General features: G+C 62.2%; 12 protein-coding genes. 6 read left to right on the forward strand and 6 right to left on the reverse strand.

What is annotated here, in order from left to right:
• Positions 1–164 precede the first annotated feature (164 nt).
• From gntU to I6L35_RS05155, 4 genes are all read left to right on the forward strand, one after another.
• The gene (gene gntU, locus I6L35_RS05140; protein WP_216979706.1) at positions 165–1,505 is read left to right on the forward strand and encodes a gluconate transporter; all 1,341 of its coding nucleotides are present in this window, start codon (positions 165–167) and stop codon (positions 1,503–1,505) included.
• 150 nt (positions 1,506–1,655) lie between these two features.
• Positions 1,656–3,005, forward strand: coding sequence for a CDP-diacylglycerol--serine O-phosphatidyltransferase (gene pssA / locus I6L35_RS05145; protein ID WP_005342654.1), 1,350 nt, complete (start codon positions 1,656–1,658; stop codon positions 3,003–3,005).
• Positions 3,006–3,195: 190 nt separating this feature from the next.
• Complete coding sequence (gene recG, locus I6L35_RS05150) at positions 3,196–5,265, forward strand: ATP-dependent DNA helicase RecG (RefSeq protein ID WP_216979707.1); 2,070 nt, start codon at positions 3,196–3,198, stop codon at positions 5,263–5,265.
• Positions 5,266–5,408: 143 nt separating this feature from the next.
• Positions 5,409–7,526 carry an AsmA family protein gene (locus tag I6L35_RS05155; protein ID WP_216979708.1) on the forward strand — a complete coding sequence of 706 codons (2,118 nt, stop codon included), beginning with the start codon at positions 5,409–5,411 and terminating at the stop codon, positions 7,524–7,526.
• Between the two features lie 54 nt (positions 7,527–7,580).
• Here I6L35_RS05155 and I6L35_RS05160 read toward each other — a convergent pair whose 3' ends face one another.
• Entirely contained in the window at positions 7,581–8,489 is a 909-nt protein-coding gene (locus tag I6L35_RS05160; RefSeq protein WP_139477767.1) for a bifunctional GNAT family N-acetyltransferase/hotdog fold thioesterase, read from the reverse strand.
• A gap of 51 nt (positions 8,490–8,540) precedes the next feature.
• Between I6L35_RS05160 and I6L35_RS05165 the strand changes: the two genes are divergently transcribed.
• Positions 8,541–9,221 (forward strand): spermidine synthase, encoded by a 681-nt coding sequence (locus I6L35_RS05165; protein WP_216980245.1) that lies wholly within the window; start codon positions 8,541–8,543, stop codon positions 9,219–9,221.
• On the opposite strand, the gene dtd is transcribed toward I6L35_RS05165, so the two are convergent.
• From dtd to I6L35_RS05190, 5 genes are all read right to left on the reverse strand, one after another.
• Positions 9,210–9,647 carry a D-aminoacyl-tRNA deacylase gene (gene dtd, locus I6L35_RS05170; protein WP_216979709.1) on the reverse strand — a complete coding sequence of 146 codons (438 nt, stop codon included), beginning with the start codon at positions 9,645–9,647 and terminating at the stop codon, positions 9,210–9,212. The two genes, I6L35_RS05165 and dtd, sit on opposite strands and share 12 nt — an antisense overlap.
• Before the next feature lie 86 nt (positions 9,648–9,733).
• Complete coding sequence (locus tag I6L35_RS05175; protein WP_005340664.1) at positions 9,734–10,606, reverse strand: virulence factor BrkB family protein; 873 nt, start codon at positions 10,604–10,606, stop codon at positions 9,734–9,736.
• Between the two features lie 176 nt (positions 10,607–10,782).
• Positions 10,783–12,024, reverse strand: a complete 1,242-nt coding sequence (locus tag I6L35_RS05180) for a malic enzyme-like NAD(P)-binding protein (protein WP_216979710.1) — start codon at positions 12,022–12,024, stop codon at positions 10,783–10,785.
• A gap of 254 nt (positions 12,025–12,278) precedes the next feature.
• Complete coding sequence (locus I6L35_RS05185; RefSeq protein ID WP_005355439.1) at positions 12,279–13,505, reverse strand: aromatic amino acid transporter; 1,227 nt, start codon at positions 13,503–13,505, stop codon at positions 12,279–12,281.
• A 168-nt stretch (positions 13,506–13,673) separates the two neighbouring features.
• A complete protein-coding gene (locus tag I6L35_RS05190) occupies positions 13,674–15,107 on the reverse strand; it encodes a DUF2867 domain-containing protein (protein ID WP_216979711.1) in 1,434 nt (477 codons plus the stop codon).
• A 286-nt stretch (positions 15,108–15,393) separates the two neighbouring features.
• Between I6L35_RS05190 and I6L35_RS05195 the strand changes: the two genes are divergently transcribed.
• The gene (locus I6L35_RS05195) at positions 15,394–16,500 is read left to right on the forward strand and encodes a hypothetical protein (RefSeq protein WP_216979712.1); all 1,107 of its coding nucleotides are present in this window, start codon (positions 15,394–15,396) and stop codon (positions 16,498–16,500) included.
• Positions 16,501–16,562 lie beyond the last annotated feature (62 nt).

Raw genomic sequence — 16,562 nt, forward strand, 5'->3', positions numbered from 1 at the left:
TAACGATTGAAAATGTGAAGTCTGCCACAGACTGAGCAAACCCATAGTCACCTGGGCATATGATGTTGAGCCCTTGCCATAAATCTAAATAAATCATAAAGATATGGTTTGCCGACGGATCGGCAAGGTGTCACGACTGAACTTGGAAAAAGGAACGCATAACAATGTCTGACCTCTCCCTGATCATGACAGCCGCCGGCTCGATTGTGCTGCTGCTCTTCCTGGTGATGAAGGCCCGGCTCCACGCCGTGGTAGCCCTGATCTTGGTCTCCATGGTGGCGGGTCTCGCCGCTGGCATGAACCCGGCCGATATCGCCGCCACCATCCAGAAAGGGATGGGTGGCACCCTCGGTTTCGTCGCGGTAGTGGTGGCGCTGGGCGCCATGTTCGGCAAGGTGATGGAAGTGACCGGTGCCCTCGACCGGGTGGCCCACACCCTGCTCGGCAAGTTCGGCGTCAAGCGCGCCAACTGGGCCATGGCACTGACCGGCTTTGTCTGCGCCCTGCCGCTCTTCTTTGACGTGGCCGTGGTGCTGCTGATCGGCGTCGCCTTCGCCATCGTCCGTCGTGGCGGCGGCAGCGTAGTGAAGATCGGTATCGCCCTGCTGGCGGGTATCGCCACCTGTCAGGCGTTCCTTATTCCGGCGCCGGGCCCGATCCTGGTCGCTTCCCAGCTGGGTGCCGACTTCGGCTACATGATCCTGTTCGGCCTGATCGCCGCCATACCGGCGCTGATCCTGGCGGGCCCGCTGTTCGGTGACTTCATCAGCAAGATCGTCGATGTACCGCTGCCTGCCGATGCCCAGAACAGTGTCCACGATGACAGCAAATCCCTGCCCTCCTTTGGGCTGGCCATGGGCCTCATCGGTCTGCCGCTGCTGCTGATCGGCCTCAAGACCATCGTCGGTCGTTTCGTCGAGGCGGGCTCCACCCTGCACAACTGGCTGGAGTTCATCGGTCACCCCTTCACCGCCATCATGGTCGCCTGTCTGGCCGCCTTCTATCTGCTGGGCATTCGCCGCGGCATGTCCCGTGACGAGGTGATGAGCGTCTGCAACAGCGCCATCCAGCCGGCGGGCGTCATCATTCTGGTGACCGGTGCCGGTGGCGTGTTCAAGCAGGTGCTGGTTGATTCCGGTGTGGGTGCCGCCCTTGGCAACATGCTGGCCGATTCCGGTCTGCCCATCGTCGCGCTGGCCTTCATTCTGGCCGCTGCGGTACGGGTGATTCAGGGCTCTGCCACCGTCGCCATGCTGACCGCCTGTGGTCTGGTGCTGCCGATGCTGGAGCCGCTCGGCCTGAACGGTGCCCAGCTGGCGGCCGTCACCATCGCCATCGGCGGCGGTGCCATCGTGCTCTCCCACGTCAACGACTCCGGTTTCTGGCTGGCCAACCGCTACCTCGGCCTCACCGAGAAGCAGACCCTGCAGACCTGGACCGTGATGGAAACCATCATCGGCACCACCGGCGGCGTGATGGCGATGATCATCTACAGCTTCCTCTGACAAGGGCAAAATGCTGACAAAAAGGCCTCACTCGTGAGGCCTTTTTCATCTTTCTGATGATTCTTTCTTTGGCTGAGAGGGCGAGATTGCTAGAATCGCCTATTCATCGCTCCGAGTGGAACGCTTAACCCCGTGATTTCAGGTTTATCTATGCATTCATCGGCCCATTATCGACAACTGCTGGCGCGCCTGCCCCAGATCGCCGTCGCAGCGGATCAGTTTGAAGTGCTCTACAGCGCCCAGGATTTCAAACGCCGCATTCTTGCGCTTATCGCCAGTGCCACCCGGCGCATCTATCTGGTCGCGCTCTATCTGCAGGATGACGAAGCAGGCCGGGAGATCCTCTCCGCCCTCTACGCCGCCAAGCAGCGCAATCCGGCCCTCGACATCAAGCTGTTCGTCGACTTTCACCGTGCCCAGCGCGGCCTGATCGGCAAGGGCAAGCAGGGCGGCAACCACCTGATGTATCAGGCCATGGCTGCCGAACACGAGCACCAGATCGAAATCTACGGCGTGCCGGTCAAAGGGCGCGAGCTGCTCGGCGTGCTCCACCTCAAGGGCTTCATCTTCGATGATGTGGTGCTCTACTCCGGTGCCAGCCTCAACGACATCTACCTGCACCAGCAGGATCGCTACCGCTTCGATCGCTATCACCAGATCACCAGCCCGGAGCTGGCCCGCAGCATGGTCAACTATGTGGATGACCTGTTCGTGAAGAGCGACGCGGTGCAGCGACTGGATCACAGCGATATCCCCAGCGCCAAACAGCTGAAGGGGCCGATCCGCCGCTTCAAGCAGAACCTGCGCCAGAGCCAGTACCGCTTCAGCACCATGCCGGTCAACACCCAGGAGGTGGCCGTCACCCCCATGGTGGGTCTGGGCAAGCGCAACAATCAGCTCAACCTGATGATCCGCAATCTGGTGCGCGCCACCGAGCGGGAGATCTTTATCTGTACCCCTTACTTCAACCCGCCCAAGGAGTTGAGCAAGGATATCGAGGATCTGCTGCAGCGCGGTTGCAAAGTCACCATCGTAGTGGGCGACAAGACCGCCAACGACTTCTTCATTCCGCCGGAAGAGAAGTTCTCCACCATCGGTGGCCTGCCCTATCTCTACGAAACCAACCTGCGCAAGTTTGCCGAGCGCAACCAGCGCCACATCGACGACGGTCGCCTCAACCTGATGCTCTGGTGTTGCGAGCGCAACTCCTACCATCTCAAGGGGATCTTCGTGGATGACGAGTGGGCCCTGCTCACCGGCAACAACCTCAACCCCCGCGCCTGGGCGCTGGATCTGGAGAACGGCCTGCTGGTGCACGATCGTCGCCACCTGCTGCGTCCCCAGTTCAACGCGGAGCGGGAGAACATCCTGACCAACACCAAGCGGATCAGTCACTTCGATCAGGTGGAGCAGATCCAGGACTACCCGGAACAGGTGCGCAAGCTGCTGGGACGGATCCACCGGGTCAAGGCCCATCTGCTGCTCAAGCGGATTATCTGACCCTGGGCGCCATGCGCCCGCACCTTGCCTGTTGGCAACCACACAAAGGCCTCCCGTTTTCGGCAGGCCTTTGTTATATCCGCCGTTTCCCCCGCCTTGGCGGCCCTGCCAGCAGCAACTCGGCTTGCATCGGCCCCTCAACAACCCCTATCATCTGGACATATTTACAGTGTTTTCGGGCATCTAATTGATGAAATTGGATAAAATTCCTCTCGATAGCCTCAAGGGTGTCGGCAGCAAGATGCTGGAGAAGCTCGAGCGGCTGGGGCTGGCCACGGTACAGGATCTGCTGTTCCACCTTCCCCTGCGCTACGAGGACCGCACCCAGGTGTGGCCCATCGGCGATCTGCCGCCCGGCCTGCACGGCGCCGTCGAGGGCGAAATCCAGGACACTCAGCTGGTGATGGGGCGCCGCCGCATGATGGTCTGTCGCATCAGCGATGGCACCGGCACCCTCACCCTACGCTTCTTCAACTTCACCGCCGCCCAGAAAAACAGTCTGGCGGCGGGCCGCCTGATCCGCTGTTTTGGCGAGGTGCGCCCCGGCAAATACGGGCTGGAGATGGCCCACCCCGAGTACAAGCTGCTCGGCGAGGAGCAGGCCGGTCAGACCGAAGAGGCGCTCACCCCCGTCTACCCGACTACCGAAGGGCTACGCCAGCTCACCCTGCGCAACCTCACCGATCAGGCGCTGGCCCAGCTCGACCTCTATGGCGTGGAGGAGCTGCTGCCCGCCGGCCTCTATCCCCACCAGATTGAACTGGCCGCCGCCCTGAAACTGCTGCATCGCCCGCCCCCATCGGTAGCGCTGCCGCTGCTGGAAAGCGGCCAACATCCGGCCCAGCAGCGACTGGTACTGGAGGAGCTGCTGGCTCACAATCTCTCGGTACTCAAGGTACGTGCTCAGGCACAAACCCAGCTGGCCCGCACCCTCAAACCGGCGCCTGCGCTGGTCGAACAGCTGCTCGGCGCCCTGCCGTTCAAGCCCACCGGCGCCCAGAGCAGGGTGGTAGCCGAGATAAGCAAGGATCTGCAACAGAGCCACCCCATGATGCGGCTGGTGCAGGGGGATGTGGGCTCCGGCAAGACCCTGGTCGCAGCGCTGGCCGCCCTGCAGGCCATCGGCAACGGCTGTCAGGTGGGCCTGATGGCGCCGACCGAACTGCTGGCGGAACAACACGCCATCAACTTCGCCAAGTGGCTGGAGCCGCTCGGCATCGGAGTCGGCTGGCTGGCGGGCAAGCAGAAAGGCAAGGCACGGGAGGAGGCGCTGGCCGCGATCAAAGATGGCAGCGTCAAGATGGTGGTGGGCACCCACGCCATCTTTCAGGAGCAGGTGGTGTTCCAGCGTCTGGCGCTGGTCATCATCGATGAACAGCACAGATTCGGGGTGCATCAGCGCCTCGCCCTGCGCGAGAAAGGGGAACGTGAGGGGGTGCATCCCCATCAACTCATCATGACCGCCACCCCCATCCCCCGCACCCTAGCGATGACAGCTTATGCCGACCTCGACACCTCGGTGATCGACGAACTGCCGCCGGGCCGCAACCCCATCACCACAGTCGCGCTGCCCGACAGCCGTCGCGGCGACGTGATCGAGCGGGTCAAACTCGCCTGCACCGAGGGCAAGCAGGCCTACTGGGTCTGCACCCTGATCGAGGAGTCGGAGGTGCTGGAGTGTCAGGCCGCCGAGGATACCGCCGCCGAGCTGCAAAACCTGCTGCCCGGCCTGCATATCGGGCTGGTACACGGCCGGATGCGGCCGGTGGAGAAACAGCGGGTGATGGAGGAGTTCAAGGCAGGCATACTGCAACTGCTGGTCGCCACCACCGTCATCGAGGTGGGGGTGGATGTGCCCAACGCCAGCCTGATGATCATCGAGAACCCGGAACGGCTCGGGCTGGCGCAGTTGCACCAGCTGCGCGGTCGGGTTGGCCGGGGAGCGGTGGCCTCACACTGCGTGCTGCTCTATCATGCCCCCTTGTCCAAGACGGCCCAGAGCCGGCTCGGGGTGCTGCGGGAAACCAACGACGGCTTCCTCATCGCCCAGCGCGATCTGGAACTGCGCGGCCCGGGGGAACTGCTCGGCACCCGCCAGACCGGTCTGGCCGACCTCAAGATCGCTGATCTGGTGCGGGATCAGCCGCTTATTCCACAGGTGCAAAAAATGGCGCGCTTCCTGATGGATAGGCATCCGAGTCATGTCGAACCCTTGATACGGCGCTGGCTCGGCTTACGGGATCACTATTCCAATGCCTGATCGAGGTAGATGCAGAAAATGGACACATGTCCTCATGGATAGGCATCCAAGCCATGTCGAACCCTTGATTCGCCGTTGGCTCGGTCTGCGAGACCACTACTCAAACGCCTGACAACACATCCCAAAACAGGAGGAAAGCACCCATGAATTCCTGGCTACGCGGCCTGCTCTACACCTTCGCCTTCCTGCTGCTGTTTGTCTGGGTTGCCCTCGGCCTGTTCGACGCCGAGCGCGCCAAAGGCCCCATCGCCAGCTGGATCAGCCAGCAGACCGGCGTGCCGGTCACCATAGGGCGACTGGTGTTCAACCCGCTGCACCCCTACACCCTGCTGGCGGAGCAGGTGCGTTACGGCGATGCGGTCTCCCTAGACAAGATCTATCTGGAGGTCGAGAGCATCGACTGGCTGAGCCGCGACGTGCGCATCGCCCATCTCGATCTCATTCGCCCCGCCATCAAGCTGCCGCTGCCCAACCAGCTACCTAGCCTGCCGGTGCACTCCCTCACCATCAGCGACAGCACCATAGACAGGCTCAGTCTGGAGAGCCCCGAGCTGACCCTGCGTGGACTCAATGCCACCCTGAGTGACTGGGAGCTGATCGACCCGAAACGGCAACCACAGGCCAACCTGAGCCTCAATATCGGCCAGCTGGAGACTCCGCAGTTCACCTTCGCCCGTCTCAACCTGCAAGGACGGCTGGAAGGAGAAGTGCTGCGCACCGACAAGCTGGTGACCAACCTGTTTGACGGTCTGCTGGAGACCGGCATGGTGCTGGACTGGCCCGCTCGCACCCTGCAACTGCATGACCTCAAGGCGCGCGGCATGCGGGTCGAGCTGGGGGATCTGACACAGCAAGGCTTCCCGCAGCGCTTCCCGTTGCAAAGCGTATCGCTGGATCGTGGTCAGCTGGACGGCGTCAGCCTCAACGACATCAATCAAGAACTCTCCTTCAACAACTTCAGCGGCCAGCTCACCGCCTTCAACTGGCAGGCGGGCAGCCAGCCCACCGGCTATCTGAGCGGCACCCTGGGCGACATGGGCCGTGGCCTGTTCCAGCTGGAGGAGATCAAGGGCAAGCTCGCCTTCTCGCCCCAGCAGATCGACGGCGAACTGCAGGGCAAGGCCTATGAAGGGGAGTTCAATGTCGAGCTCTCCCTCGATAGCCAGCAGCAGAAGCTGACCCTGAAAGACGTGGCGCTGAGCGGCATGGATATCAGCCTGCCGCAAGGGTGGTGGCAGGATTGGCAGAGCTGGCGCCCGCAGCAGGTCGATATCCGCAAGCTGGCGTTCGACAAGCTCAAGGTGCTCTCCTTCGACGATACCCTGCCCCTGTCGCTGACCGGCTGGCAGCTCTATCTGAGCGATCTCGCCCTGCGCGATAACCAACCCGGCCCGCTGCTCGGCCGTGCTCGTATCGAGAGCAAGTGGTTCGAGCTGGTGTGGGATGGCCTCAGCGCCCGCAACGGCGAACTGTATGGGGAGCTGACCCCCAGCTCCTGGCAACTGGGCAAGCTCACCAGCTCGCTGCCGGATGAGGGCTCCCTCAGCCTGAGTGGCCAGTGGGGCCGCGAACCGGGCCAGAGCAGCCGCCTCCAACTGCAGGCGACCAAGCTGGATCTACAGCAATGGGGCAAGCTATTCCACTCCCCGGTCTCCTTTGCCGGCAAGGCGGACGTGAGCGCCGACCTGCAAGCCGAACACGGCAAAACGGCGGGCGAGTGGCGCCAGACCCTGCAGGGCAGCTTTGCCCTCGATGCCGACGAGCCGTTCTGGGACAAGGTAAAGATAGATCCGCTGCTGGATGAGTGGTTCAAGGGAGCGACCCCGCCCACCCTGACGCCGGAACAGCTGTGGCAGGCGATGCAGGAGGGTGACACCCCCTTCTACCGCATCAAGCTGCAGGGCAAGATCGACAAGGGGCAACTACAAGTCGAGCAGGCTGGCGCCTCCACCATCACCCATCTGCTGGCGCTGCAAGGTGGGATCGATCTGGTCAACGAGCAGTGGCAGCTGGATCTGGGGATCCTCAACGGCAACCGCTGCGCCGAGCTGCTCGGCCAGTGGCGCGGGCCGTTGACGGAACCCACGCTGGCCTGGAGCTTCCCGCAGAAGCAGGACTCTTGCGGCTGGGAAGTGGGAGTACGCTATCCGCCGCAAGGCAACAGCGCCCCGCTCTGGCGACCGGCTCCCGCAACGAAAGCCCAAAACCAGGCCCAAGTGCAGACCCAAGCCGGGCAGACAAGCGACAGCCAACAAGGGTAAAAACAGACAAGGCCTCATGATGAGGCCTTGTTGTTTGATGGGGAAACGACGCGGTTACTGGCCCGGACGGCGGGGCGGCTGCACCACATAGTGACCGCAGAACTCCGCCGCCAGCTTGCTGCCGCTGAACAGCTGGATCTTGAGGCTGAAGGTGGCAGGCTCCCCCCGTTTGAGCGGCTGCAGCACAGCGGGCATCCCCTCGCGGGCTACTCGCGCCTCCGGCTCCTCATCGACCGGGCCATGATATTTGATGGAGCTCTCGGCCAGCACCGGCTCGCCCACCAGCCCCTCCTCTTTAAGCTGCAACCAGATCAGCCCCCAGCCTGCCAGCACGCACTGGCTGTAGACACTGCCGGCGAACATGCTGCCATGCACGTTGAAGTTGGCCGCCAGATTGGCCTTGAGGTGGAAGGTCTGGCCGTCGTAGTGGCTGATGTGCATCCCCATCTTCTCACTGATGGGTACCCCGCGCGACCAGCGGGTGGTGAGATCCTGACACCACTCCGGGCGGTACTGGATAGTCTGCAACGGGCTCAGGGATTTGATCATCTGGCGATGGGGAATCCGACCAAAGGAGACGGGGCCGCCCCCCACTTCGAGAAAGCCACACTTGCGATAGAACTCCACCGCCTCCTGGCGGGCGTTCATCACCAGCCGTTTCACCTTCTCGCTGCGGGCCAGCTGCTCGAGATCCTCCACCATTTTGGCGCCCAGCCCCTGGCCGCGATATTCGGGACGCAGCGCCATAAAGCGGATCTGCGCCTCGTCACCGCCGATAAAGAGGCGGCCCACAGCGATGGGAGTACCATCGGGAGCCAACATCAGACGGTGAATGGCGACCGTATCGTATTCGTCCCGCTCGGAACCGACGGGCAGATTGAAGGGCTTACGCAGAAGCTCCCAGCGCAACTGGTAGTAGGCATCCAGCTCGGCGACTGTCTGAGGGGTGACTACCCGGTACATAGTTTCATCCTTGAGTTACACTGGTCGGAAACCATCTTGCCGTGCAAATTCATGGACTTCAATCTGCAAGCGTACCAAGCCGATCACTTGTTGCACCTCAGCGTCAAACCCCAGCGCCGCCTCACGGTACAGGAAAATGACCAGCACCGCTGGCTGGAGATAGACGGCGTGGTGCAATCCGCCATGTCGCTCGCCGACCCCGCCGCCCTCTGTCTGCCTCATCAGCGGGTCATCGCCTGCCTGCTGCCGGAGCAGGCCACCCGGATCCTAGAACTGGGTCTGGGTGGCGGCGATCTCACCCGCCATCTGAGTCAGCGCTGGCCCGATGCCCGCCACGAGTGCGTCGACCTCGACGAAGAGGTGCTGACCATTTATCAGCAGTTTTTCCAGTATCAGGAGAGCGATGAACGCGCCGCTCCGGCACTCCATCAGGCCGATGCCCTCGCCTTTCTCGAGCAGAGCGAGCAGCAGTACGACCTCATCCTGCTCGATCTCTTCAGTCAGGATGGCAACCCGCTGCTGCTGTTTCAGGAGCGGCTCTACCGGGCGCTGGCCCCCCGCCTGACCGGCCCCCTGGTCATCAACCTGCTGCCGCGCACCGAACTGGAGCTAACCCACGCCCTGACGCTGATCGAGCAGTGGATTGGCCCGGCTACCCCCTATCCGGTCGCTGGGCTTATCAACGTGATCGTCCACGTCACACCGCGGGACGAAACATCCTCAGACCTGTAGCCAAAAGGTCGTTGGTCCCTCGTTGACCAGCGCCACCTTCATGTCGGCGGCAAAACGCCCGGTTGCGGCCGGGATGCCGCTGGCGGCGGCCTTGGCCACGAAGTAGTCATAGAGCCGCTCGGCCTCGCTCGGGTGAGCACCGCAGGAGAAGCTGGGGCGCATCCCTCGCTTGGTATCCGCCGCCAGCGTGAATTGGGAGACCACCAGTAGACTGCCGCCGATCTGGCTGACATTGAGGTTCATCTTGCCCTCCTGATCCGGAAAGATGCGATAACCACTGACCCGATGCAGCAACTTGTCGGCCTTGGCCTCGTCATCCCCCTGCTCTACCCCGAGCAGTACCAGCAATCCCTGACCGATGGCGCCGGTCACCTCCCCCTCGACAGTCACGCTGGCCTCGGAGACCCGCTGAATCAGTGCAATCACATCCCTCTCCTCTCAAAACAGAACGACCGCCCCCTCACAGGGGCGGTCGTCGATGCTACCAATAAACGGGTGGCCAAGGCGATGGCTTAGCCCAGCTCTTCACTGGCTGGCTTCTCGTATTCACCGAGGCAGGCCGTGGTTTCAGCCCCCAACAGCACCACCAGCCAGCTGAGATAGACCCAAACAAACAGGATCGGGATGGTGGCCAGCGCGCCGTAGATGGCCTGATAGGAGGGGAAGTTGGTGATGTAGATGGCAAAGCCGCGCTTGGCCAGCTCGAACAGGGTCGCCGCTACCAGCGCACCGATAAAGGCGTGGATCAGCCGCACCTTGCAGTTCGGCACCACGGTATAGACCAGCAGGAAGGTGAGCACCGAGAAGAGGAACGGCAAACCGCGCAACAGCAGATAACCGATACCGAACAGGCTTTCGGCGCCAAACAGCCGCAACGAGAAGATGTAGGAGGAGATGGCGATACTGGCCCCGATAAGCACGGGCCCCAGGGTCAGGATCATCCAGTACATGGCAAACGCCTGCGCCAGCGGGCGGCCCTGGGTCGAACGCCAGATGTAGTTGAGGTTCTTGTCGATGGCGGAGATCAGCATCAACGCCACCACCACCAGCGCCCCAATCCCCACTGCCGTGGTGTTGGTGGCATTGGCGACGAAGCCGTCGATGTACTCCTTGAGCATGTCTCCCGCAGTCGGCACAAAGTTGTGGTAGACGAACTGCTCCATCGCCTGCTTGAGGCTCTGGAACACCGGGAAGGCGGACATCATGCCAAAGACCACGGCGATCATCGGCACCAGCGAAAGCAGGGTGACATAGGCCAGATAACCGGCGGTGACCGTCAATCTGTCCTGCTGGAAACGGCCCCAGACAAACTGGGCAAAGTGGCGACCATCATGGCGCAAGAAGGAGAGGGCGTGGGCCAAACGGCCGCTGACAGGCTGCTGCATCTTGATTCTCGTTAGCGTCATAGTGGCAATATTGTGTCAGAGGAGAGCGCTGTTTGACCACCTTTGCACCCGATTTGCCTCCATCTGCCCCAACCTGTCGCCCGGCTGGCGTCTCTGGCTGTCGTCAGAAGCAGAAATAAAAACGGCCCCGCTATGGGGCCGTTTGCAATGCCGGATTACAGCATGTAGTCCGCGGGCAGCTCGATGCGGGCGACGCCGGAGGCCACCGCCGCCAGCGCCACGGCGCGGGCAACCCGCGGCAGCAGACGGGCATCCATCGGCTTGGGAATGACGTAATCCTTGCCGAAGGCGAGCTCGTTGACCCCGGCGGCGGTCAGCACCTCGGCCGGCACCGGCTCCTTGGCCAGCGCGCGGATCGCCTCGACCGCGGCAATCTTCATGGCATCGTTGATGCGGCTTGCACGGGCGTCGAGGGCACCGCGGAAGATGAAGGGGAAGCAGAGCACGTTGTTGATCTGGTTCGGGTAGTCGGAGCGGCCGGTGCCCATGATAAGGTCGCTACGCACCCCGTGGGCCAGCGCAGGCTTGATCTCCGGATCCGGGTTGGAGCAGGCGAAGATCACCGGATTGGGCGCCATCAGGGCGACCGCTTCAGCGGGCAGCACATCGGGGCCGGAAACACCGACAAACACATCAGCCCCTTCGATGACATCCATCAGGGTACGCAACGGGGTCTCGTTGGCGAAACGCTGCTTGTACTTGTTGAGATCGCTGCGGCCGGTGTGAATCACCCCCTGACGATCCAGCATGAAGATGTTGTGCGCTCTGGCGCCACACTTGATCAGCAGATCCATGCAGGCGGTGGCGGCAGCCCCCGCCCCCATGCAGACGATGCGGCTGTCACTGATCTGCTTGCCCTGCACTTCCAGCGCGTTGAGCAGACCGGCGGCGGTGACGATGGCGGTACCATGCTGATCATCGTGAAACACCGGAATATCGCAGCGCGCGATCAGCGCCTCTTCAATCTCGAAACACTCCGGCGCCTTGATATCTTCCAGATTGATGCCACCGAAGGTATCGGCGATAGCCGCCACCGTGTCGATAAACTGCTGGCTGGTCTCGTGCTTCACCTCGATGTCGATGGCGTCGATGCCGGCGAAGCGCTTGAACAGCAGGGCCTTGCCCTCCATCACCGGCTTGGAGGCCAGCGGCCCCAGATTGCCCAGCCCCAGAATGGCGGTGCCGTTGGAGATGACGGCCACCAGATTGCCCTTGCCGGTATAGCGGTAGGCATCGGCCGGGTTGGCGGCGATCTCGTGCACCGGCTCGGCAACACCCGGGCTGTAGGCCAGCGCCAGATCACGGGCGGTTTCGGCAGGCTTGGTCAGGGCGATGGCAATTTTGCCCGGTACGGGCTGGGCGTGGTAATCGAGTGCTTCTTGACGCAGATCGGACATGGGGGACCCCGATGTGGTTGGTGCAAATGAGGTGCCGACAGGGGGCACACAGAAGGGCGGGGATCATAAAAGAAAGCGCTGAGCATGCCCAGCAGATCATGCTGCCATCAGCCAGATCAGACCAGTTATTTCAGCACCTTACCCCGCCCGCACATACCACTTTAGTTATAGATCCTGCTATGTGGGGTAAAAATGGCGCAAAAAGGGCGGCAAGTTGGCCTTGCCGCCCTTTCTGTCAGTGCTGTAGACCTGACTCAGTTGCCCAGATAGACCGGCAACAGATTTGCCATAGACAGAAAGTGGAACAGCGCGGTCGCCAACCCGAACAGGATCAGCAACCAGGCCATCAGCTTGCCGCCGGGGGTAACGAAGTGGGGAGTCACTTCGCCCCGCTCGGCCCGCGCCCGGGTGCGCAGCACCAGCAGTGCCGGGATGATGCAGGTCCAGATGGTGGCTGCAGCACCGGCATAGCCGATGGCCAGCAGGAAGCCAAACGGGAAGAGCAGGGAGAGCACCAGCGGCGGCAGGAAGGTGACCGCCCAGGTCTTGCAGCGACCGGCGCGGCTGTTATCGAACTTGAACAGATCAGCCAGATAGTCGAACACCCCGAGCCCCACCCCGATAAAGGAGGAGAGGATCGCCGCCATGGAGAAGCCGTTGATGGCGCTGGCCACCTTCTCCGATTCGATCACCCCTGAAAGCGCGGAGAGCAGCACACTCACGTCTCCCCCTTTGGCAATCACAGGGGCAAAATCCTGACGGGGCAGGTTGCCGAAGATCCCCAGCAGCCAGAGCACGTAGAGCGCCAGCGCGATCAGGGTTCCCCCCAGAATGGCCCATCTGGCCTGCTGCTCGTTCTGGTAATAGGCACGCAGGGAGGCAACAGAGTGGTGATAGCCGAACGAGGTGAGCGCCACCGGCAGCATCGCCATGGCATAAGGGGCGTAGCGACTCTCGCTGCCCGCCAGATCGAGCAGGGTCGGCAGCTTGATACTGCCGAGCAGCCCGGCCACACCGAGGGCGAAACTGAGGATCATGAAGGCGATCAGCACCACCGAAATACGGTCAACGGCGCGAGTCGAGTGCCACACCACCGCAGAGAAGAGCGCCACGAACAGCACGGATGCAAGCTTGCTGTCGATCCCCAGTATCCCCTGCAGGATGGCACCGGAGGAGGTGATATAGGCGTAGAGCAGAATGCCGCCAACAAAGTAGACCGAGAGGTTGTTGAGGAGATTGAGCTTCTCCCCCAGCAACTCGCGAGTCACGGTATTGAAGGAGACCCGCATATCGTGGTGCTGGAAGGATTCCAGCAACATCCAGCCGGAGAGGGTCATCATCACCATGGTGACGGTCAGCGCCAGCACCGACCAGAGGGTCCAGGCCCCCGCCCCCGAACTTGGCAGACCGAGCATGCCGGCCCCCACGCAGACGCTGGCAATGATGCAGGCGCCCCCCAAAATTGACGGTTTTTTCTTCATAATCCCTTCTTTTTCTGACTGATTATCTATCCGCGGTAAACAAGACCGCGGCATGATGCCAGCCTTTGCCATGAGACGCCTACCACTATCTGCCATAACCGGGCATGGCCGCCGCATAAAAAATGCCCCGAACGGGGCACTCTATAAGCGGAAATGGTGTGAAGAGGGTTAATCCATCACCGGAATGCCCGCTCTCGCTTCGGCCTGACGGGCAATGGCCTCGGTCATCCCCTGAAAGATAAAGAGGTGGAACGGCAGCATGGCCAGCCAGTAGGCCAGCCCCCAGGCGCCCTGCGGATGCCAGTGAGCGGTGACCCGGATGCGGGTCAGACCCGACTCCTCCGGCAGGATATTGAACTCCAGCCGCCCGACGCCCGGGGCCTTCATGTTGAACAACAGATCGAGCCTGCGCCCCTCATCCACCCCGAGGATCTGCCAGGAGTCGAGCATATCCCCCTTCACGAAACGATCCGGATTGGTGCGGCCACGGGTGCGGGCCGGGCCGCCGATCAGATGATCCATCCATTCGCGCACCACCCACAGCTGGTTCATGTAGAAGTAGCGCTGCTCACCCCCCAACTGCTGCAACACCTGCCACACCACCTCGGGGGAGGCGAGGCAGATGGCCTCGCCGCTGGCGGTACGGTCATAGAAACCATATTCGGGATGGCGCCAGCGCAGGCCGAGCGGCGTCTCCTGCCCCTGCTGTTCGGCACCCAGCTTCTGCTCCAGCGCCAGACTCTCCGCCAGCGCCTCGTCGAAGCTGAGCAGGGTCTGGGGAAGCAAGGCGCGCAGCGGGCCGTCATCGGCTGGAATATCGTGCTTGAGACCCCCCACCAGCGCCTTGGCCACCGGCTGCGGCACAGAAGTGACAAACTGCAGCCACCAGGCGGAGAGGCGCGGACTCAGAAACGGAATGGGAATGATGGGACAGCGCTTGCCGATATGGGCGGCGAACTTCTGCAACTGCTGTTGATAGCTGAGCAGCTCGGGGCCGACCGCATTGAAGATGCGGCCATCCACCTCGTCGGCTTCCACCAGCCCGCCCAGATAGTGAAGCAGGTTGGACAGCGCAATCGGCGGCGTGCGCGAGCGCACCCATTTGGGCGTCACCATCATCGGCAGGTTAAACACCAGATCCCGCATCACCTCGAACGCCGCCGAACCGGGCCCTATGATGATGCCGGCGCGCAGTTCCACCGTCGGCACGCCGGAGTCACGAAACAACTCGCCACAATGGCGGCGGGAGTTGAGATGGCGACTGTTGCACTGCTCCGGCTGGATTGCCCCGAGATAGATGATGCGGCGCACCCCGGCGGCGCGGGCCGCCGCCGCAAAGTTCTTCACCCCCTGCTGCTCCAGCCGGTGAAAATCGGCCCCCGCCCCCATGGCATGCACCAGATAGAAGACGGTATCTATGCCCGCCAGCGCAGGCAGCAAGGTGGTGGGCTTGAGGCTATCGGCGAGGCGAAACTCCACCCCCTCAGGCAAGCGGCAGGGACGGCGCGCCCCGGCAATCACCTTGTAGCCGAGGGTTTGCAGGTGAGGCACCAGATAGGAACCGATATAGCCTGCCGCTCCCATCACCAGACAATTACGCATGAGTGCAGCCCTCAGCATCATTGATGCAAGGGGCGCCAGACAGGAATCCACCATAGCCCGCCACGTCCATCACCAGACAATTTCTCATGTAATTCTCCCTATCCTCATCGATGCCGCTTGTCAGCCAGCGCGCGCAACGCTACCTGAAAATGTTCAACTAGAGCGCCACTATCCAGTCTCTTGCCATCCTGCCACGCCACCACCTTGCAACCTAGTACTAACCACCTCTCTGATTAGTCCGATTTGGTGTTAATCCCGGTTCATTCGCTGGTCGATAACTGACCAGATGTATAGCGCCGAGGGCGAAGATATGCGCATCGATCACTACGACCTCCAGGGAGAGGTGCAATACCGGCAGCAACAGGCGCAGGCCCGCAAGGTGCGCAGACTGGGGCCGGTCGCGCCGCAGGCCAATGGCGTGAGCGGAACGGCCGCCACACCGCCATCCGGCGAGCAGCGAACCACCTTGATGCAAGCCAGTGCCCTGACGCTGCAAGCCAGCAGCCGGAGCAATACCCAGACTCCCCCGCAGACAACAGCCGCGCCAGCCAAGGCAGAGGGGAGCAGAAATCAGGAGGAGAACGGCGTTCCCAACGACGGGCTCGACAACCACCAGCGGCTTATCAAGCTGATGATCGAGGCGATGCTGGGCCACGAGATAGAGCTGCCGGATCCGATCAAACCGACCGACCAGAGCGCGGAGGGGGTGAACTCCCCGACGGGCGACAGCAGTCAACCCGCCGCCGAGCCGGATCAACTGGTGGAAGTAACCGACAGCCTGCTGCAAAAGGAGCAGCTCAACGTAGTCGCCTCGGCCAGCATAGAGACTCAGGATGGCCAGAGCCTGCAACTTGATCTGGGTTTTGTGCTGGACTGGCGCCAGCTCGATATCAGCAAGCGCCGCACTACCCTCAATGCCCTCAAGGATCCACTGGTGCTCAGTCTGGATGGAAAAATCGCCGGTCTGACCGACGCCCGGGTCAAGTTCGACATTGATCAGGATGGCAAAGAGGATAGCCTGCCGGGCTTGAGTGAAGGCAGCGGCTTTGTGGCGCTGGATCGCAACGGCAACGGCACCATAGATGACGGCGGCGAGCTGTTCGGGGCCCGCTCCGGCAACGGTTTTGGCGAGCTGGCGACCCTGGATGAGGATGGCAACGGGGTGCTGGACGAGCGGGATAGTCAGTTCTCGGCGCTGCAATTCTGGCAGCCGGAGCAATCCCCCATCGCCCTGGTGGAGCTGGGGATCGGCGCCATCCTGCTACGCCCCCTCGACACCCCCTTCCACCATCTGGGGGAGAGCGGCAATCAGGGGGTGCTGCGCCAATCCGGCCTCTATCTCACCGAGCAGGGTAAAGGAGGCTGGGTGCAGCAGATCGATCTGCGGGTCTGAGCCTTTAAACGGAATCAGCAGCCCGGTCGCTGACGAGATCTGCCAGCGACCGTCTCCGGTGC

The sequence above is a fragment of the Aeromonas sp. FDAARGOS 1405 genome (genome assembly GCF_019048265.1).
Taxonomy (GTDB): Bacteria; Pseudomonadota; Gammaproteobacteria; order Enterobacterales; family Aeromonadaceae; genus Aeromonas; species Aeromonas veronii_A.

Coding starts and splice junctions, on each gene's coding strand:
- I6L35_RS05195 (WP_216979712.1), top strand. CDS start 15,394: ATGTATAGCGCCGAGGGCGAAGATATGCGCATCGATCACTACGACCTC.
- I6L35_RS05160 (WP_139477767.1), bottom strand. CDS start 8,489: ATGTACCGGGTAGTCACCCCTCAGACAGTCGCCGAGCTGGATGCCTAC.
- I6L35_RS05180 (WP_216979710.1), bottom strand. CDS start 12,024: ATGTCCGATCTGCGTCAAGAAGCACTCGATTACCACGCCCAGCCCGTA.
- I6L35_RS05185 (WP_005355439.1), bottom strand. CDS start 13,505: ATGAAGAAAAAACCGTCAATTTTGGGGGGCGCCTGCATCATTGCCAGC.
- I6L35_RS05155 (WP_216979708.1), top strand. CDS start 5,409: ATGAATTCCTGGCTACGCGGCCTGCTCTACACCTTCGCCTTCCTGCTG.
- I6L35_RS05175 (WP_005340664.1), bottom strand. CDS start 10,606: ATGCAGCAGCCTGTCAGCGGCCGTTTGGCCCACGCCCTCTCCTTCTTG.
- recG (WP_216979707.1), top strand. CDS start 3,196: ATGAAATTGGATAAAATTCCTCTCGATAGCCTCAAGGGTGTCGGCAGC.
- I6L35_RS05165 (WP_216980245.1), top strand. CDS start 8,541: ATGGACTTCAATCTGCAAGCGTACCAAGCCGATCACTTGTTGCACCTC.
- I6L35_RS05190 (WP_216979711.1), bottom strand. CDS start 15,107: ATGCGTAATTGTCTGGTGATGGGAGCGGCAGGCTATATCGGTTCCTAT.
- pssA (WP_005342654.1), top strand. CDS start 1,656: ATGCATTCATCGGCCCATTATCGACAACTGCTGGCGCGCCTGCCCCAG.
- gntU (WP_216979706.1), top strand. CDS start 165: ATGTCTGACCTCTCCCTGATCATGACAGCCGCCGGCTCGATTGTGCTG.